The organism is Vibrio sp. 2096, from assembly GCF_033339595.1.
GTDB classification, from domain to species: Bacteria; Pseudomonadota; Gammaproteobacteria; order Enterobacterales; family Vibrionaceae; genus Vibrio; species Vibrio alginolyticus.
In genome coordinates this window covers 231063-247663 of sequence record NZ_JAWOUX010000004.1, presented here as the reverse complement: position 1 = coordinate 247663, position 16601 = coordinate 231063, and the positions used below count along the sequence as shown (strand labels likewise).

25 protein-coding genes are annotated in these 16601 nt (G+C 45.9%); 5 read left to right on the top strand and 20 right to left on the bottom strand.

From position 1 onward, the window contains the following. The 20 genes from rpsE to rpmE form a co-directional block, all read right to left on the bottom strand. The gene (gene rpsE, locus R7Q41_RS09950) at positions 1-504 is read right to left on the bottom strand and encodes a 30S ribosomal protein S5 (RefSeq protein ID WP_004745894.1); all 504 of its coding nucleotides are present in this window, start codon (positions 502-504) and stop codon (positions 1-3) included. 14 nt (positions 505-518) lie between these two features. Beyond that, positions 519-872, bottom strand: coding sequence for a 50S ribosomal protein L18 (rplR, locus tag R7Q41_RS09945; RefSeq protein WP_005379568.1), 354 nt, complete (start codon positions 870-872; stop codon positions 519-521). A gap of 9 nt (positions 873-881) precedes the next feature. Beyond that, the gene (gene rplF / locus R7Q41_RS09940) at positions 882-1415 is read right to left on the bottom strand and encodes a 50S ribosomal protein L6 (protein WP_005379570.1); all 534 of its coding nucleotides are present in this window, start codon (positions 1413-1415) and stop codon (positions 882-884) included. 13 nt (positions 1416-1428) lie between these two features. Further along, the gene (rpsH, locus tag R7Q41_RS09935) at positions 1429-1821 is read right to left on the bottom strand and encodes a 30S ribosomal protein S8 (protein ID WP_005379572.1); all 393 of its coding nucleotides are present in this window, start codon (positions 1819-1821) and stop codon (positions 1429-1431) included. Positions 1822-1850: 29 nt separating this feature from the next. Continuing rightward, complete coding sequence (gene rpsN / locus R7Q41_RS09930) at positions 1851-2156, bottom strand: 30S ribosomal protein S14 (protein WP_004410442.1); 306 nt, start codon at positions 2154-2156, stop codon at positions 1851-1853. Between the two features lie 17 nt (positions 2157-2173). Beyond that, complete coding sequence (gene rplE / locus R7Q41_RS09925; protein WP_005379573.1) at positions 2174-2713, bottom strand: 50S ribosomal protein L5; 540 nt, start codon at positions 2711-2713, stop codon at positions 2174-2176. A 23-nt stretch (positions 2714-2736) separates the two neighbouring features. After that, positions 2737-3054 (bottom strand): 50S ribosomal protein L24, encoded by a 318-nt coding sequence (gene rplX / locus R7Q41_RS09920; protein ID WP_005379574.1) that lies wholly within the window; start codon positions 3052-3054, stop codon positions 2737-2739. A 13-nt stretch (positions 3055-3067) separates the two neighbouring features. After that, on the bottom strand, positions 3068-3439 hold the full coding sequence (gene rplN, locus R7Q41_RS09915; protein WP_004410450.1) for a 50S ribosomal protein L14: 372 nt from the start codon (positions 3437-3439) through the stop codon (positions 3068-3070). 162 nt (positions 3440-3601) lie between these two features. Next, positions 3602-3856, bottom strand: coding sequence for a 30S ribosomal protein S17 (gene rpsQ, locus R7Q41_RS09910; protein ID WP_005379575.1), 255 nt, complete (start codon positions 3854-3856; stop codon positions 3602-3604). Then, complete coding sequence (rpmC, locus tag R7Q41_RS09905) at positions 3856-4047, bottom strand: 50S ribosomal protein L29 (protein ID WP_005379576.1); 192 nt, start codon at positions 4045-4047, stop codon at positions 3856-3858. Before rpmC ends, rpsQ begins: the two co-directional genes overlap by 1 nt. Beyond that, positions 4047-4457, bottom strand: coding sequence for a 50S ribosomal protein L16 (gene rplP, locus R7Q41_RS09900; protein ID WP_005379577.1), 411 nt, complete (start codon positions 4455-4457; stop codon positions 4047-4049). The genes rpmC and rplP overlap by 1 nt, the downstream gene beginning before the upstream one ends. Before the next feature lie 11 nt (positions 4458-4468). Then, positions 4469-5167 carry a 30S ribosomal protein S3 gene (gene rpsC, locus R7Q41_RS09895; protein WP_005383161.1) on the bottom strand — a complete coding sequence of 233 codons (699 nt, stop codon included), beginning with the start codon at positions 5165-5167 and terminating at the stop codon, positions 4469-4471. A gap of 18 nt (positions 5168-5185) precedes the next feature. Continuing rightward, a complete protein-coding gene (gene rplV / locus R7Q41_RS09890) occupies positions 5186-5518 on the bottom strand; it encodes a 50S ribosomal protein L22 (RefSeq protein ID WP_005383164.1) in 333 nt (110 codons plus the stop codon). A 10-nt stretch (positions 5519-5528) separates the two neighbouring features. Next, on the bottom strand, positions 5529-5807 hold the full coding sequence (gene rpsS / locus R7Q41_RS09885; RefSeq protein ID WP_004394525.1) for a 30S ribosomal protein S19: 279 nt from the start codon (positions 5805-5807) through the stop codon (positions 5529-5531). A 21-nt stretch (positions 5808-5828) separates the two neighbouring features. Continuing rightward, a complete protein-coding gene (gene rplB, locus R7Q41_RS09880; protein WP_005383168.1) occupies positions 5829-6653 on the bottom strand; it encodes a 50S ribosomal protein L2 in 825 nt (274 codons plus the stop codon). A 15-nt stretch (positions 6654-6668) separates the two neighbouring features. Continuing rightward, a complete protein-coding gene (gene rplW, locus R7Q41_RS09875; RefSeq protein ID WP_004398471.1) occupies positions 6669-6971 on the bottom strand; it encodes a 50S ribosomal protein L23 in 303 nt (100 codons plus the stop codon). Further along, complete coding sequence (gene rplD, locus R7Q41_RS09870; protein ID WP_005379556.1) at positions 6968-7570, bottom strand: 50S ribosomal protein L4; 603 nt, start codon at positions 7568-7570, stop codon at positions 6968-6970. The genes rplW and rplD overlap by 4 nt, the downstream gene beginning before the upstream one ends. A gap of 17 nt (positions 7571-7587) precedes the next feature. Beyond that, positions 7588-8217, bottom strand: a complete 630-nt coding sequence (gene rplC, locus R7Q41_RS09865) for a 50S ribosomal protein L3 (protein WP_005379555.1) — start codon at positions 8215-8217, stop codon at positions 7588-7590. A gap of 14 nt (positions 8218-8231) precedes the next feature. Beyond that, complete coding sequence (gene rpsJ / locus R7Q41_RS09860; protein ID WP_004410492.1) at positions 8232-8543, bottom strand: 30S ribosomal protein S10; 312 nt, start codon at positions 8541-8543, stop codon at positions 8232-8234. A 456-nt stretch (positions 8544-8999) separates the two neighbouring features. Next, a complete protein-coding gene (gene rpmE, locus R7Q41_RS09855) occupies positions 9000-9221 on the bottom strand; it encodes a 50S ribosomal protein L31 (RefSeq protein WP_005379546.1) in 222 nt (73 codons plus the stop codon). 296 nt (positions 9222-9517) lie between these two features. On the opposite strand from rpmE, the gene priA reads away from it, so the two are divergent. The 5 genes from priA to hslU all read left to right on the top strand — a co-directional run bounded on the left by priA (position 9518) and on the right by hslU (position 15850). Further along, positions 9518-11722 carry a primosomal protein N' gene (priA, locus tag R7Q41_RS09850; RefSeq protein WP_186584494.1) on the top strand — a complete coding sequence of 735 codons (2205 nt, stop codon included), beginning with the start codon at positions 9518-9520 and terminating at the stop codon, positions 11720-11722. A 303-nt stretch (positions 11723-12025) separates the two neighbouring features. Continuing rightward, positions 12026-13054: a DNA-binding transcriptional regulator CytR gene (gene cytR, locus R7Q41_RS09845; protein WP_254901949.1), complete on the top strand. Its 1029-nt coding sequence runs from the start codon at positions 12026-12028 to the stop codon at positions 13052-13054. A gap of 225 nt (positions 13055-13279) precedes the next feature. Beyond that, complete coding sequence (gene ftsN / locus R7Q41_RS09840) at positions 13280-13828, top strand: cell division protein FtsN (RefSeq protein ID WP_017820300.1); 549 nt, start codon at positions 13280-13282, stop codon at positions 13826-13828. A 115-nt stretch (positions 13829-13943) separates the two neighbouring features. Next, positions 13944-14495 (top strand): ATP-dependent protease subunit HslV, encoded by a 552-nt coding sequence (gene hslV, locus R7Q41_RS09835; protein WP_033905999.1) that lies wholly within the window; start codon positions 13944-13946, stop codon positions 14493-14495. 23 nt (positions 14496-14518) lie between these two features. Beyond that, the gene (gene hslU / locus R7Q41_RS09830; RefSeq protein ID WP_005397950.1) at positions 14519-15850 is read left to right on the top strand and encodes an HslU--HslV peptidase ATPase subunit; all 1332 of its coding nucleotides are present in this window, start codon (positions 14519-14521) and stop codon (positions 15848-15850) included. Positions 15851-16601: the final 751 nt, after the last annotated feature.

Below are 16601 nucleotides of genomic sequence, written 5' to 3'. Positions count from 1 at the left end.
TTACTCCGAAATAGATTCAACAGTTAGACCACGTTTAGCAGCAACCATTTCTGGTGACTTCATGCTACCTAGTGCATCGATCGTTGCACGAACGATGTTGATAGGGTTCGTAGAACCGTACGCTTTAGATAGTACGTTGTGTACACCAGCAACTTCTAGTACTGCACGCATCGCACCACCTGCGATAACACCAGTACCTTCTGCAGCAGGCTGCATGTAAACTTTAGAGCCCGAATGGCGACCTTTCACTGGGTGGTGAAGAGTGCCTTCGTTTAGAGCGATCGTAGTCATGTTACGACGCGCTTTTTCCATTGCTTTTTGAATCGCTGCAGGTACTTCACGAGCTTTGCCGTAACCGAAACCTACACGACCGTTACCGTCACCAACTACTGTTAGTGCAGTGAAGCTCATGATTCGACCACCTTTAACCGTTTTAGAAACACGGTTAACTGCGATTAGCTTTTCTTGCAAATCATTCGCTTGAACTTGTTGTTCTTTAGCCATCTTCCAACCCTACCTTAGAATTTCAGACCAGCTTCGCGAGCAGATTCTGCTAGCGCCGCTACTCGACCGTGGTATTGGAAACCAGAACGATCAAATGCAACTGCAGTTACGCCCTTCTCTAGAGCGCGCTCAGCAATAGCTTTACCCACTGCTTTAGCTGCATCAACGTTACCAGTGTATTTCACTTGCTCACGGATCGCTTTTTCTACAGTAGAAGCTGCTGCGATAACCTCAGAGCCGTTAGCCGCGATAACCTGTGCGTACACGTGACGAGGAGTACGGTGTACAACTAGGCGAGTCGCACCCAGTTCTGCAATCTTACGACGTGCACGTGTAGCACGACGGATGCGAGATGCTTTCTTATCCATAGTGTTACCTTACTTCTTCTTAGCTTCTTTAGTACGCACATTTTCATCTGCGTAACGAACACCTTTGCCTTTGTATGGCTCAGGCTCACGGTAAGAACGAATGTCAGCCGCAACTTGACCAACTAGTTGCTTGTCAGCACCAGTGATCACGATTTCAGTTTGGCTTGGACATTCAGCTTTAATACCCGCTGGCAACTCGTGCTCAACTGGGTGTGAGAAGCCTAGTGTTAGACCTACAGCGTTGCCTTTGATAGCAGCACGGTAACCTACACCTTTAAGAGTTAGCTTCTTAGTAAAGCCTTCAGTAACACCAACAACCATGTTGTTAACTAGAGCGCGAGCAGTACCTGCTTGAGCCCATGCGTTAGCAACACCTTCTTTAGGACCGAAAGTCAGGTTATTTTCTTCCTGAGCGATTACAACTGCGTTGTTAAGAACGCGAGTTAGTTCGCCTTTCGCACCTTTTACAGTGATTTCTTGGCCGTTTAGTTTCACCTCTACGCCAGCTGGAATAGCGACAGGTGCTTTTGCAACACGAGACATAGTCTACTCCTTATTAAGCTACGTAAGCGATGATTTCACCACCAAGACCTGCTTTACGTGCAGCGCGGTCTGACATAAGACCCTTGGAAGTAGAAACGATAGCAATACCAAGACCACCCATTACAGAAGGAAGTTCATCTTTCTTCTTGTAAACACGTAGACCTGGACGAGAAACACGTTTAAGTTGCTCGATTACTGGTTTAGCTTGGAAGTACTTAAGTGTAACTTCTAGCTCAGGTTTTGCTTCGCCTTCAACAGCGAAGTCAACGATGTAACCTTCAGCTTTTAGTAGTGCAGCAATTGCAACTTTAAGCTTTGAAGAAGGCATTTTTACAGCAACTTTGTTTGCTGCCTGACCGTTACGAACGCGGGTCAGCATATCCGAAATCGGATCTTGCATGCTCATATGATTTACTCCAAATGATTAAGTGGCAATTACCAGCTAGCCTTACGAAGACCCGGAATCTCGCCTTTCATGCAAGCTTCACGAACCTTAATACGGCTTAGACCGAACTTACGTAGGTAACCGTGTGGACGACCAGTTTGGTTGCAACGGTTGCGCTGACGTGATGCACTTGAATCACGTGGAAGAGATTGCAGTGTAAGAACCGCGTTCCAACGATCTTCTTCAGATGCGTTTACATCGCTGATGATAGCTTTTAGCGCTGCACGCTTTTCAGCGAACTTAGCTACTAGCTTCGCACGTTTTGCTTCACGTGCTTTCATTGAATTTTTAGCCATAACAGTAACCCTTCACCTTACTTACGGAATGGGAAGTTAAAGGCAGCCAGCAGAGCACGGCCTTCCTCATCAGTACCAGCAGACGTCGTAATAGTGATGTCTAGACCGCGTACTCGATCAACTTTATCAAAGTCGATTTCCGGGAAGATGATTTGCTCGCGAACGCCCATGCTGTAGTTACCGCGACCGTCAAAAGACTTAGCGCTAACACCACGGAAGTCACGTACACGTGGAAGAGCGATGTTAATTAAACGCTCAAGAAAATCCCACATACGTTCGCCACGCAAGGTTACTTTACAACCGATAGGGTAGCCTTCACGGATTTTGAAACCTGCAACAGATTTGCGCGCTTTTGTGATAAGTGGCTTTTGACCAGAGATCGTTGCCATATCAGACGCTGCATTTTCTAGCAGTTTCTTATCGTTGATTGCTTCACCAACACCCATGTTTAGGGTGATTTTCTCGATTCTAGGGACTTGCATGACGCTTGTGTAACCGAACTGTTTGGTCAGTTCAGCGACTACAGACGACTTGTAGTAATCATGCAGTTTCGCCATAGTAGAACTCCAAATTACTTCTATTAGTTAGAAACGGTTTCGCCGTTAGACTTGAAGAAACGAACTTTTTTGCCGTCTTCAAAACGGAAACCGATACGGTCAGCTTTACCAGTAGCTGCGTTAAAGATAGCCACGTTAGAAACGTCGATAGCTGCTTCTTGCTCTACGATACCGCCTTGGATACCCATAGCTGGAACAGGTTTCTGATGTTTCTTAACTAGGTTGATACCTTCAACGATAACTTTACCAGTTGCTAGAACCTTAGTTACTTTACCTTTCTTGCCTTTGTCTTTACCAGCAAGAACGATTACTTCGTCATTACGACGGATTTTAGCTGCCATTTCTACGTGCTCCTTACAGAACTTCTGGAGCCAGTGAAACGATCTTCATGAACTTATCGCCACGAAGTTCGCGTGTCACAGGACCAAAGATACGTGTACCGATTGGTTGCTCAGTATTGTCGTTTAGCAATACGCAAGCATTTCGGTCGAAGCGAATGACAGAACCGTCAGGACGACGTACGCCTTTACGGGTGCGCACTACCACCGCCTTCAGAACATCACCTTTTTTAACTTTACCGCGAGGGATTGCTTCCTTCACAGTAACTTTGATGACGTCACCGATATGTGCATAACGGCGGTGAGAGCCACCCAGAACCTTAATACACATTACGCTGCGTGCGCCTGAGTTATCAGCTGCGTCCAGCATACTTTGCATTTGGATCATGTTAGTGCTCCGCTAAATATTAATAACTAGACCCATCACGGGTCGGGCTGCCTCTTTAAAAGGGACGCGAATTGTACCACCCTTTTTTGTGATTGGGTAGTCAAAAAATAAACGGCTCCAAAAATATTTTGGAGCCGCTTTAGTTTCATAGAATTAACGAGATTAAATCTTCGCCTTTTCTAGAACTTTTACCAAAGTCCAAGACTTAGTCTTAGACAGTGGACGACACTCTGCGATTTCAACTGTGTCGCCTAGGCCACACTCGTTGTTCTCGTCATGTGCGTGTACTTTAGTCGTACGTTTTACGTATTTACCGTAGATTGGGTGTTTTACGAAACGTTCGATAGCAACAGTGATAGACTTGTCCATCTTGTCGCTAACAACACGACCTTGTTGAGTACGTTTTACTTCGCTCATTATGCGCCTGCCTTCTCAGTCAAAACAGTTTTCACACGTGCGATATCACGGCGTACAGCTTTCAGAGTATGAGTTTGCTGTAGTTGACCAGTCGCAGCTTGCATGCGCAAGTTGAACTGTTCGCGTAGCAAATTCATTAGCTCAGCGTTAAGCTCTTCAACGCTTTTCTCGCGTAGATCTTGTGCTTTCATCACATCACCTGCTTAGTTACAAATGTAGTTTTGAAAGGCAGTTTACGTGCCGCAAGACGGAACGCTTCACGTGCCAATTCTTCAGGTACACCACCCATTTCGTACATAACCTTACCAGGTTGGATTTGGGCTACCCAGTACTCAACGTTACCTTTACCCTTACCTTGACGAACTTCAAGTGGTTTTTCTGTGATTGGTTTGTCTGGGAACACACGGATCCAGATTTTACCTTGACGCTTAACGTGACGTGTCATTGCACGACGTGCCGCTTCGATTTGACGAGCAGTTAGACGACCACGGCCAACAGCTTTAAGACCGAATTCGCCGAAGCTTACATCAGTACCTTTAGCTAGACCACGGTTACGACCAGTCTGAACCTTACGGAACTTAGTACGTTTAGGTTGTAGCATCTGTCGACTCCTTACTTACGGCCTTTACGCTGCTTCTTAGGCTTGTCGCCTTTAGGCTCTACAGCGTTAGCTGCTGGCATACCACCTAGGATTTCACCTTTGAAGATCCAAGTTTTAATGCCGATCACACCGTATTGAGTGTGAGCCGAAGAAGTTGCGTAATCAATGTCAGCACGTAGAGTGTGTAGAGGCACACGGCCTTCACGGTACCACTCTGAACGTGCGATTTCAGCGCCGCCTAGACGACCGCTTACTTCCACTTTGATACCTTTAGCGCCTAGGCGCATTGCGTTTTGTACTGCGCGCTTCATAGCACGACGGAACATAACACGACGCTCTAGCTGAGACGCGATGCTGTCACCAACAAGTTGCGCATCTAGTTCAGGCTTACGTACTTCAGCGATGTTAATTTGCGCTGGTACACCTGCAATTTTAGCTACAGCTGCGCGTAGCTTCTCAACGTCTTCACCTTTCTTACCGATAACAACGCCTGGACGAGCAGTGTGAATAGTCACACGGATGCTCTTAGCAGGACGCTCGATAACGATACGTGATAGAGACGCTTTTTTCAGTTCACTTGTAAGGAACTGACGTACCTTGAAGTCGCCGTCTAGGTTGTCAGCGAAATCTTTGGTGTTAGCAAACCATGTAGCATTCCAAGGCTTAACGATGCCTAGACGAATACCATTTGGATGTACTTTTTGACCCATTGCTTACTCTCCTAGTCTCTAGCGATCTGCTACAACAACAGTGATGTGGCTTGAACGCTTCAAGATACGATCCGCACGACCTTTAGCACGAGGCATAATACGCTTCATGGTTGGGCCTTCATCTACAAAGATTTTTGCGACATTCAGATCGTCAATATCTGCACCTTCGTTGTGCTCCGCGTTAGCGATAGCAGACTCTAGAACTTTCTTAACTAGTGCAGCAGCTTTTTTGTTGCTGAACGTTAGGATTTCTAGAGCTTGGTCAACAGATTTACCACGGATTAGATCCGCAACTAAGCGAGCTTTCTGAGGCGAAATGCGAGCAAAGTTATGTTTAGCAATTGCTTCCATTATCTACTCCTTAGCGCTTCTTAGCTTTCTTATCCGCAGCGTGACCGCGGTAAGTACGTGTTGGTGCGAATTCACCCAGTTTGTGACCGATCATTTCATCAGTTACAAATACTGGTACGTGCTGACGACCATTATGGACAGCGATGGTCAAACCGATCATCGTAGGGATGATCATTGAACGACGGGACCAAGTCTTAATAGGCTTTTTGTCTCCGCTTTCCACCGCTTTCTCTACCTTCTTCAGCAAGTGTAGGTCAATAAAAGGACCTTTCTTGAGAGAACGTGGCATGGCGATTCCTCTTTATATAGATTACTTGTTACGACGACGTACGATGTACTTGTCAGTGCGTTTGTTCTTACGAGTCTTGAAGCCTTTAGTAGGCATACCCCAAGGAGATACTGGGTGACGACCACCAGAAGTACGACCTTCACCACCACCATGTGGGTGGTCAATCGGGTTCATTACAACACCACGAACCGTTGGACGGATACCGCGATGACGTGATGCACCTGCTTTACCAAGTTCACGTAGCATGTGCTCAGAGTTACCAACTTCACCGATTGTTGCACGGCCTTCAGAAAGAACTTTGCGCATCTCGCCAGAACGTAGACGGATAGTTACGTACGCACCGTCGCGAGCAACGATTTGAGCGTAAGCACCAGCCGAACGAGCTAGCTGACCACCTTTACCAGGCTTAAGTTCAACGTTATGTACTGTTGAACCTACTGGGATATTACGCATTGGTAGAGTGTTACCAGCTTTGATTGGTGCATCAACACCAGACTGAATAACATCACCAGCTACAACACCTTTAGGTGCTAGGATGTAGCGACGCTCACCGTCTTTGTAAAGAACTAGAGCAATGTTTGCGCTACGGTTTGGATCGTATTCAAGACGCTCAACTGTCGCTGGAATACCATCTTTAGTACGTTTGAAGTCAACTACACGGTAGTGGTGCTTGTGACCACCGCCGATGTGACGTACTGTGATACGACCCTTGTTGTTACGACCACCGTTCTTAGAGTTTTTCTCTAGAAGAGGTGCGTATGGCTTGCCCTTGTGTAGGTCAGCGTTAACAACTTTAACAACGTGACGACGACCAGGGGAAGTCGGCTTACATTTAACAATAGCCATTTTTAACTACTCCTGTTATTCCGCGCCGCCAACGAAGTCAAGATCTTGACCTTCTTTCAAAGTAACGTACGCTTTCTTAACGTCGCTGCGGCGACCTTGGCGTAGACCTTGACGTTTGGTCTTACCCTTAGTGATAAGAGTATTTACAGACTTAACTTCAACTTCAAATAGCTTTTCTACAGCTGCTTTGATCTCTTTTTTAGTCGCATCTTTAGCGACTTTGAAAACGATAGTGTTCGCTTTCTCAGCTGCCATAGTTGCTTTTTCAGAGATGTGCGGTGCACGTAGAACTTTTAGGATACGCTCTTCAGTGATCATGCTAGCATTTCCTCTACTTGCTTAACTGCTTCTGCAGTCATTACAACTTTGTCAAACGCGATTAGAGATACTGGATCGATACCAGCAACATCACGTGCGTCAACTTTGTATAGGTTACGAGCAGCTAGGAATAGATTCTCATCTACTTCGCTAGTCACGATTAGAGCGTCAGTTAGCTCAAGCTCTTTAAGCTTAGCAACTAGCTCTTTAGTCTTTGGTGCTTCAACTGAGAAGTTATCAACAACGATTAGACGCTCTTGACGAACAAGCTCAGAAAGAATGCTCTTCATAGCACCACGGTACATTTTTTTGTTTACTTTTTGGCTGTGATCTTGTGGTTTCGCAGCAAAAGTAACACCACCTGTACGCCAGATTGGGCTACGGATTGTACCAGCACGCGCACGGCCAGTACCTTTTTGACGCCATGGCTTAGCGCCACCGCCAGAAACTTCTGAACGTGTTTTTTGAGCACGAGTACCTTGACGAGCACCTGCTGCGTACGCAACAACTACTTGGTGTACAAGAGCTTCGTTAAACTCACGTCCGAAAGTAGTTTCGGAAACAGTTAGTGCATCGGCACCTTTAACCATTAGTTCCATTACTTACTCCTGAGACGTTATGCTTTAACAGCTGGTTTAACGATCACGTTGCCGCCAGTTGCGCCTGGGACTGCACCTTTAATAAGAAGCAGGTTGCGCTCAGCGTCAACACGTACGATCTCTAGGTTTTGAGTCGTTACACGCTCAGCACCCATGTGACCTGCCATTTTCTTGCCTTTAAATACGCGACCTGGAGTCTGACATTGACCGATAGAACCAGGAGCACGGTGAGACAATGAGTTACCGTGAGTCATATCTTGAGTACGGAAGTTCCAACGCTTAACAGCGCCTTGGAAACCTTTACCCTTAGATGTACCAGTAACGTCTACTTTCTTAGTTTCGTTGAATAGTTCAACAGTTAGTTCTGAACCAACTTCGAACTCTTCGCCGTTTTCTAAACGGAATTCCCAAAGACCGCGACCAGCTTCAACGCCAGCTTTAGCAAAGTGACCTGCTTCAGCTTTGTTTACACGGTTAGCTTTCTTAGAACCAGCTGTAACCTGGATTGCTGCGTAGCCGTCAGTTTCAAGAGTTTTCACTTGAGAAACACGGTTAGCTTCAACCTCAACAACTGTTACTGGGATAGAAACGCCTTCTTCAGTAAATACGCGGGTCATGCCCACTTTACGACCGATTAGACCAATCATACTTCTAATCTCCCTTAACCTAGGCTAATTTGAACGTCAACGCCCGCAGCAAGGTCTAGACGCATTAGAGCATCAACAGTCTTGTCTGTTGGCTCAACGATGTCGATTAGACGCTTGTGAGTACGGATTTCGTACTGGTCACGTGCTTTCTTGTTAACGTGTGGAGAGATAAGAACTGTGAAACGCTCTTTACGAGTTGGCAGTGGGATTGGACCACGAACCTGTGCGCCAGTGCGCTTAGCTGTTTCAACGATTTCCGCTGTAGAAGCATCGATTAGTTTGTAATCGAAAGCTTTTAGGCGGATACGGATACGTTGGTTCTGCATGAGACAGAGCTCCAAATTTAATAAATTACACAAACAATATCGCCACTCAAACTCGTCAAGACGAGAGAATGCCGATTGATTTATGTGAAACCGTAGCATCCAAGATTAGGACGCATTGTCAGTTAATTTTCGATTAACTATCCCTATATGCCAAAGTCACCTTTGAGGATAGTTTTTCCGAAGAAAAGATAGCTAATTGTATTAACCGCGAACATAAGCTGAGTATACATTACCTCACAAATCCTTAGATTTGCTCGCTCCTCACTGCTCATTGGTTCACAACTGGCTTAACCAGTGCGCTGCATTATACAGATCACACTTTAGGTTGCAAGCGCTGAGTGAAAAATAATCGGGAATATTCCAAACCCCATACATTCCTCTTCGCTTGGTAGCCATTAAAACAAAAAGGACGCCGAAGCGTCCTTTTCTAAACTGTAATCGTAATAGCGGCTGCTATTATTTCTTACCGCTTGATAGTGCACCGAAACGCTTGTTGAAGCGATCAACACGGCCGCCTGTATCAACGATACGTTGCTTACCAGTGTAGAATGGGTGACACTTGTCACATACGTCTAGGTGGATAGACTCTTTACCTAGAGTAGAGTTGAACTCAAAAGAGTTGCCGCAAGAACAAGTCGCTTTTACTGCTTTGTATTCTGGGTGGATACCAGCTTTCATGGGATAACCTCAATAGTAGGCCGTGTCGCTATACGAATCTAAGCCGCACACCACACGCAATTAATAATAAAATGGGATACCGCATCAACTAATTGCCGAAGCCATATCTCAAGGCGCGATATAGTAAAGAATCACATTGCTCGGATCAACACATTTGGCAACTTTTTCGCCACTTTTTTAGCCAGACTAATCATAGAGGCACGATTCACGCTGAATCGCATTGCTTTACTCGAATTTCCATACCGATTTTAATAGACTCTCATTTCCTTTCCCTCTTTTTTAATAGCTAAGAATTTATGCGTCCAACCATTGCTAGAGTGGCATTACCCGTTCCGCTCGACAAACAATTTGATTACGCCATTCCGGGGCACCTGTTTCCGATCATTGGTGGACGCGTTTCCGTACCTTTTGGACGCCAAACGTTAGTTGGCATCGTCACCGCGATGGTTAATCACTCGGACTTTCCCAAAGATCAACTCAAGCCAATCAAAGCAGTTCTTGATTCTCAGCCGATATGGTCTGAAAAGCTTTATTCGTTGCTGACTTGGTGCAGCCAGTTCTACCAATACCCACTTGGAGATACGCTACACAATGCGATGCCAGCAGCTCTACGTAAAGGAAAGCCTGCAGATTTTGCGACGCTACAAGAGTGGCAAATTACCGAATCCGGTAAAGACAAGCTGATGCAAGGGCTTGATCGTCGAGCAGTCAAACAACAGAAGGTCTTGCAAATGTTGGTTAACGGCGCTTTGCCTCACCAGGAATTTGTCGACCAAGAGATAGCCTCAACAGTACTAAAGTCTTTAGAAGAGAAAGGCTGGATTGAACGTATCGAGAAGAAGCCTGTAATCACCCAGTGGGGACAGCACGTTGAATGCGACGTCGAGAAGCCAAAGCTCAACCACGAACAAGCACTCGCTATTGCAAGTGTAAATAGCCAAACAGGCTTTGCTTGCTATTTATTAGAGGGAGTAACTGGCTCTGGTAAAACAGAAGTTTACTTAAACCTTATCAAGCCGGTCTTAGAGAAAGGTAAACAAGCCTTGGTTTTAGTACCAGAGATTGGCTTAACACCACAAACCATCAACCGCTTTAAACGCCGTTTTAATGTGCCAGTTGACGTCATCCACTCCGGGTTAAACGAGACGGAGCGTCTGAATGCGTGGCTTTCTGCACGCGACAAAGCGGCCGGAATCATTATCGGCACACGCTCTGCCCTACTCGCGCCTTTTGCTGATCTCGGGATTATCATTGTGGACGAGGAACATGACACCTCTTACAAACAGCAAGATAGCTTGCGTTATCATGCACGCGATGTTGCTGTAATGCGCGCTCATAAAGAACAAGTTCCGATTGTTCTGGGCTCAGCCACACCTGCACTGGAGACATTGCACAATGCCTTGTCAGGCAAGTATCACCATTTAACACTAACCCAACGAGCTGGCTCTGCCGTGCCAACCACCAATAAAGTGTTAGATGTAAAAGGTCAGTATTTAGAAAGTGGCTTATCTGCCCAACTGATTGCCGAGATGCGCAAGCATTTAAAAGCTGGCAATCAAGTAATGTTGTTTCTTAACCGCCGAGGCTTTTCGCCCGCTTTGATGTGCCATGAATGCGGTTGGATTGCAGAATGTAAACGCTGTGATGCGTACTATACGTTCCACCATTACAGCAACGAAATACGCTGCCATCACTGCGGCTCACAACAACCGGTGATTCATCAATGTCAGGGGTGTGGTTCAACCCAATTGGTTACCGTCGGCGTAGGAACGGAACAACTCGAACAACAATTGGCTCAGTTATTTCCAGAATACAACGCCATTCGCATCGACAGAGACAGCACACGTCGCAAAGGTAGTTTGGAAGATGCCCTTGAATCGATTCGTAAAGGTGAACATCAAATTCTGATTGGCACCCAAATGCTGGCTAAGGGGCACCATTTTCCAAATGTAACGCTCGTTGCTCTTTTGGATGTTGATGGCTCTCTCTATAGTAGTGACTTCCGCGCTTCCGAGCGACTAGCGCAGTTGTTTATTCAAGTCGCAGGTCGTGCCGGCCGCGCAAGTAAACCTGGCGAGGTTATCCTACAAACCCACCATCCTGAGCACAGCTTGCTGCAGGCCCTGCTTCAAAAAGACTATCGCCACTTTGCTATGACTGCTCTGGAAGAACGCAAATTGGCTCAGCTTCCGCCTTATAGTTTCTTGACTCTGTTTAAAGCAGAGGCGAACCAAAGTGAGGTAGTTGAAGACTTCCTGCGTCAGGTTCGCTTTACGTTAGAGTCACACCCTCTGTTCGATGATTCCTGCATGGTGTTAGGCCCTACTCCTTCACCTTTGGCCAAGCGGGCTGGTAAATACCGTTGGCAACTATTACTGCAAACTCAGCATCGTTCATTGATGCAAAAGTTATTAACCAGTGCCAAACCTGCTATTGAGTTGTTGCCAAATGCTAAGAAAGTACGCTGGAATTTAGACATAGAACCACAAGATCTCAGCTAGCAAACGTTTAACTATGTAATGAATTACCATTTAATGTGACCAGAATCACACCAAGATTACAATTTTTGTTAAACAGACCGTAACTTTCACTTTAGAAATGAATAGACTATCCAAATTAGAAAAGTCTAAAGTGACTTGTTTGCACAGGCTTAGATTAAAACAATGACTATTCCCACAAATTGATATCGCGGTGAAGAATCCATTTTCCCACTCGTTAACACGAACTGAGCGAAGAGCAAATACAGCTCTAACTCGGTTTGATTACTCTGATTTCAAACCGGAATAACGTCATCTTGGCAAAAAATAAATGAGAGGTTAAAAACTATGGCGACAATGAAGGATGTTGCCCAGCTTGCGGGAGTGTCTACGGCTACGGTATCTCGAGCCTTAATGAATCCAGAGAAAGTATCTTCTTCTACAAGAAAGAGAGTAGAAGATGCCGTACTTGAAGCGGGTTATTCTCCAAACTCATTAGCGCGTAACTTACGTAGAAACGAATCAAAAACCATTGTTACTATCGTTCCCGACATCTGTGATCCTTATTTTTCTGAAATTATTCGCGGTATTGAAGATGCAGCCATGGAACATGGCTATCTAGTCCTGCTGGGCGATAGCGGACAACAGAAGAAACGCGAAAGCTCTTTCGTTAACCTCGTATTTACTAAGCAGGCAGATGGAATGCTACTGCTTGGTACAGATCTACCATTCGATGTCAGTAAGCCAGAGCAAAAGAACTTACCTCCGATGGTAATGGCGTGTGAATTTGCGCCAGAGCTCGAGCTTCCGACAGTACATATTGATAACCTGACCTCAGCATTTGAAGCGGTGAATTACCTGACTCAATTAGGTCATAAACGCATTGCTCAAATCTCTGGACCAGATACAGCAATATTGTGTCAGTTCCGCCAGCAAGGCTACCAACAAGCCCTGCGCCGTGCCGGCATCAATAAAGATCCACAATATAGTGTCATTACTGAGTTCTCTTTTGATGGCGGAGCAAAAGCCGTTCGTAAACTGCTCGAATTGCCAGAACCACCAACGGCTATTTTCTGTCACTGTGACACAATGGCCATCGGCGCAATTCAAGAAGCGAAAAAGCTTGGCTTACGAGTACCGCAAGATCTCTCTGTTGTGGGCTTTGATGACATTAACTTCGCTCAGTACTGCGATCCACCGTTGACCACCATCTCTCAACCTCGCTATGAGATTGGTCGACAAGCGATGCTAATGATGCTCGAGATGTTAAAAGGCCACGACGTGCATTCAGGCTCGCGTCTGCTTGAAACTAATCTCGTCATTCGTGGAAGTGCAGCGCCACCACAGCGCCCTTAACCTAAAGATTAAGTATTCATCCCCAAAGCGGTGCTAAGGCGCCGCTTTTTTATTTACCCCTCCTGCTTTTTGTGTATCCCTGAATAAATGTAAGTGAGAACGGAAACACACTCTTACACTCGGGCGTTGTCGCGCTTTAGCTATCAAGATTCTATCAATAGGGTGTTTTCTCAACTCGTTCTGGATTAACATATTTGCAAGAATCCTTGATGACCAGAAATAACCGTGGCAAATAGAGATTATGTAAGACGGGGGCGAGGCGCCCCAAAAAAGTCGACAAAAAAACAGCCGCCGAGAAGAAAAAAACCTTGGCGTAGTGGCCTGCTCGCTATCTTGCTTGTGGGCGGTTTTGGCTATGGTCTTTACCTTTTGAGTAGCGACCCAGAACCAAAACAACCTGTCGTAAAACAGCCAACAACCACTGTGAGCAAACCAAAGCCGAAAAAAGATTTGCCGCCACCACCAGAAGAAAAGTGGGAATATGTTGAGTCACTACCGAAACGTGAAGTTGAAGTTGTGGCCAAAGAAATTGAAGTTTCTAAAATTCCTTACATCATGCAATGTGGCGCTTACAAAACCCAGGCGCAAGCAGAAGAGCGTAAACTTGCAATCGCGTTCCAAGGGATGTCGAGCAAGATTCGTAAGAAAGAAGGCAGCTCATGGTATCGCGTGGTGCTAGGTCCGTATAAGTTCAAACGTGATGCAGAACGTGACCGTCACAAGTTGCAACGCGCGAAAATCGAGCCATGTGCGATTTGGAAAGAAAATCTTTAAACTCAGGCCCTAGGAGCTAAGATCCTAGGGCCTTTCTTTTTGCCCCCTTGAATCCCTATTTCCCCTCCCCCATATACTGAATTAAATCCAAAGAGAAATAATCAAGAGGTCGACTGTGACTACCATTGTATCTGTACGTCGAAATAATAAAGTCGTCATCGCGGGTGATGGCCAAGTATCTCTAGGCAATACCGTAATGAAAGGTAATGCGCGCAAAGTTCGCCGCCTATACAACAACCAAGTACTAGCGGGCTTTGCCGGCGGTACTGCGGATGCCTTCACCCTTTTTGAGCGCTTCGAAAGCAAGCTGCAAATGCACCAAGGCCACCTAACTAAGGCTGCGGTTGAGCTAGCCAAAGACTGGCGTAGCGATCGTGCTCTGCGCAAGCTCGAAGCCTTACTTGCCGTTGCCGACGAAACCGCATCGTTAATCATTACTGGTAATGGTGATGTCGTACAGCCAGAACACGACCTGATTGCGATTGGCTCTGGTGGTGCTTACGCACAAGCTGCCGCAACCGCCCTACTAGAAAACACAGATCTAGATGCTCGTGAGATCGCGGAAAAAGCCCTCAATATCGCGGGTGATATTTGTGTCTTCACTAACCATCACCACACGGTAGAAGAGCTAGACTCAACAATAGAGCCTGAAAAACCAACCGCGTAATCGTAACGAAGTAAGGAAAGAATATGTCTGAAATGACGCCTCGCGAAATCGTTCATGAATTGAACCGCCACATTATCGGTCAAGAAAAAGCCAAGCGTTCGGTTGCGATTGCACTTCGTAACCGCTGGCGCCGTATGCAGCTTGAAGAAAGCTTGCGTGCCGAAGTGACGCCAAAAAACATTTTGATGATTGGTCCTACTGGTGTTGGTAAGACTGAAATCGCACGCCGCCTAGCAAAACTGGCAAATGCACCATTCATCAAAGTTGAAGCGACAAAATTCACAGAAGTGGGTTACGTTGGTAAAGAAGTTGAAACCATCATCCGTGACCTGACTGATGTCGCGGTAAAAATGACGCATCAACAAGCGATGGAAAAAGTAAAATTCCGCGCTGAAGAGCAAGCAGAAGAACGCATTCTTGATGCGCTACTGCCACCAGCACGTGATAGCTGGGGTCAAGCAGAACAAACAGAAGAGTCTTCTCACACTCGCCAGATTTTCCGTAAAAAATTGCGTGAAGGCCAACTAGACGATAAAGAAATTGAAATCGACGTAGCCGCACCGCAAATGGGCGTAGAGATCATGGCGCCTCCTGGTATGGAAGAGATGACCAACCAGCTGCAAGGCATGTTCCAAAACCTGGCTGGCGATACTAAGAAAAAGCGTAAGCTGAAAATCAAAGACGCGATGAAAGCGTTAGCGGAAGAAGAAGCGGCGAAATTGGTTAACCAAGAAGAGCTAAAAGAAGCAGCGATTTTCAACGTTGAAAACAACGGCATCGTATTTATCGATGAGATCGACAAGATCTGTAAACGCGGTGAGAGCTCAGGCCCAGACGTTTCACGCGAAGGTGTTCAGCGCGACTTGCTTCCATTGATTGAAGGCAGCACGGTATCAACCAAGCACGGCATGGTAAAAACAGACCACATTCTGTTTGTTGCATCTGGTGCATTCCAAGTGGCAAAACCATCTGACTTGATCCCAGAATTGCAAGGTCGTCTACCAATTCGTGTTGAGCTAGAGGCACTAAGCAGCAACGACTTCAAACGTATTCTGACAGAGCCAAAAGCCTCTCTAACAGAGCAGTACGTTGCGTTGATGAAAACGGAAGATGTGGACATCGAGTTCACAGAAGATGGCATCACGCAAATCGCGGAAGCGGCATGGACGGTCAACGAAAGCACAGAAAACATCGGTGCTCGTCGCTTACACACCGTAATGGAACGCTTGATGGATGAAATCTCTTACGACGCAGCGGAGCAATCTGGCGCTAAATTCGTTATTGATTCCGCTTATGTGAAAGAGCGCCTAGGCGACACGATTGAAGATGAAGATCTAAGCCGCTTTATTCTTTAATCGCAATCTATTTTACCAAAGCCCAGAACCTTGTTTCTGGGCTTTTTTGTTTAGAATGACGGTTACTGTGACAACACCTAGATCAAAAGATCTGGTCATTCTAGCGAGCTCAAGCGAGACTAAGAATCTAGTAACAGCGCACCCTGTTCTTTCCAGCTCACCTTAACCACCGCACAATCGGACGATAGATTCTGAATCACACTCGTTCCTCGTTTTTCAGAATGACGGTTACTTTGACAACATCTAAATCAAAAGATCTCGTCATTCTAAGGGTTCTCATCGAGACTAAGAATCTAGTAACAGCAAACGCCTATTCTTCCGAACTCGCCTTCACCACTACACAATCGGACGATAGATTCTGAATCACACTCGTTCCTCGTTGTTCAGAATGACGGTGGCTTTGACAACATCTAAATCAAAAGATCTGGTCATGCTAGCGAGCTCAAGCGAGACTAAGAATCTAGTAGCAGCACACCCTATTCTTTCCAGCTCACCTTAACCACCGCACAATCGGACGATTGATTCTGAATCACACTCGTTCCTCGTTGTTCAGAATGGCGGTGACTTTGACAACAGCTAAATCAAAAGATCTCGTCATTCTAGCGAGCTCAAGCGAGACTAAGAATCTAATAGCAGCGTTCTCCGTACCCTCCACTTTCCAAAAAGAGGGCTATTTTATCGCCTCAAATATCGAAACTGCTTTCCTTCTACTTCACCCTTTGACTTCTAGTTGAGTTGTTTTAGGTCAATA

Excerpts from the sequence above, each read along its gene's own strand:
- rplP (WP_005379577.1), bottom strand. The coding sequence starts at position 4,457 with ATGCTACAACCTAAACGTACTAAGTTCCGTAAGGTTCAGACTGGTCGT.
- rplR (WP_005379568.1), bottom strand. The coding sequence starts at position 872 with ATGGATAAGAAAGCATCTCGCATCCGTCGTGCTACACGTGCACGTCGT.
- rplC (WP_005379555.1), bottom strand. The coding sequence starts at position 8,217 with ATGATTGGTCTAATCGGTCGTAAAGTGGGCATGACCCGCGTATTTACT.
- rpsN (WP_004410442.1), bottom strand. The coding sequence starts at position 2,156 with ATGGCTAAAAATTCAATGAAAGCACGTGAAGCAAAACGTGCGAAGCTA.
- rplW (WP_004398471.1), bottom strand. The coding sequence starts at position 6,971 with ATGATCACTGAAGAGCGTATCCTAAAAGTTCTACGTGCACCGCACATC.
- rpsH (WP_005379572.1), bottom strand. The coding sequence starts at position 1,821 with ATGAGCATGCAAGATCCGATTTCGGATATGCTGACCCGCGTTCGTAAC.
- rpsS (WP_004394525.1), bottom strand. The coding sequence starts at position 5,807 with ATGCCACGTTCTCTCAAGAAAGGTCCTTTTATTGACCTACACTTGCTG.
- rpsC (WP_005383161.1), bottom strand. The coding sequence starts at position 5,167 with ATGGGTCAAAAAGTACATCCAAATGGTATTCGTCTAGGCATCGTTAAG.
- rpmE (WP_005379546.1), bottom strand. The coding sequence starts at position 9,221 with ATGAAAGCTGGTATCCACCCAGAATACAAAGCAGTAAAAGCGACTTGT.
- rplV (WP_005383164.1), bottom strand. The coding sequence starts at position 5,518 with ATGGAAGCAATTGCTAAACATAACTTTGCTCGCATTTCGCCTCAGAAA.
- rplF (WP_005379570.1), bottom strand. The coding sequence starts at position 1,415 with ATGTCTCGTGTTGCAAAAGCACCTGTCGCTATTCCAGCTGGCGTAGAG.
- rpsQ (WP_005379575.1), bottom strand. The coding sequence starts at position 3,856 with ATGAGCGAAGTAAAACGTACTCAACAAGGTCGTGTTGTTAGCGACAAG.
- priA (WP_186584494.1), top strand. The coding sequence starts at position 9,518 with ATGCGTCCAACCATTGCTAGAGTGGCATTACCCGTTCCGCTCGACAAA.
- rpsJ (WP_004410492.1), bottom strand. The coding sequence starts at position 8,543 with ATGCAGAACCAACGTATCCGTATCCGCCTAAAAGCTTTCGATTACAAA.
- rplN (WP_004410450.1), bottom strand. The coding sequence starts at position 3,439 with ATGATCCAAATGCAAAGTATGCTGGACGCAGCTGATAACTCAGGCGCA.
- rpsE (WP_004745894.1), bottom strand. The coding sequence starts at position 504 with ATGGCTAAAGAACAACAAGTTCAAGCGAATGATTTGCAAGAAAAGCTA.
- rplB (WP_005383168.1), bottom strand. The coding sequence starts at position 6,653 with ATGGCTATTGTTAAATGTAAGCCGACTTCCCCTGGTCGTCGTCACGTT.
- rpmC (WP_005379576.1), bottom strand. The coding sequence starts at position 4,047 with ATGAAAGCACAAGATCTACGCGAGAAAAGCGTTGAAGAGCTTAACGCT.
- rplE (WP_005379573.1), bottom strand. The coding sequence starts at position 2,713 with ATGGCGAAACTGCATGATTACTACAAGTCGTCTGTAGTCGCTGAACTG.
- rplD (WP_005379556.1), bottom strand. The coding sequence starts at position 7,570 with ATGGAACTAATGGTTAAAGGTGCCGATGCACTAACTGTTTCCGAAACT.
- rplX (WP_005379574.1), bottom strand. The coding sequence starts at position 3,054 with ATGGCAGCTAAAATCCGTCGTAATGACGAAGTAATCGTTCTTGCTGGT.
- hslU (WP_005397950.1), top strand. The coding sequence starts at position 14,519 with ATGTCTGAAATGACGCCTCGCGAAATCGTTCATGAATTGAACCGCCAC.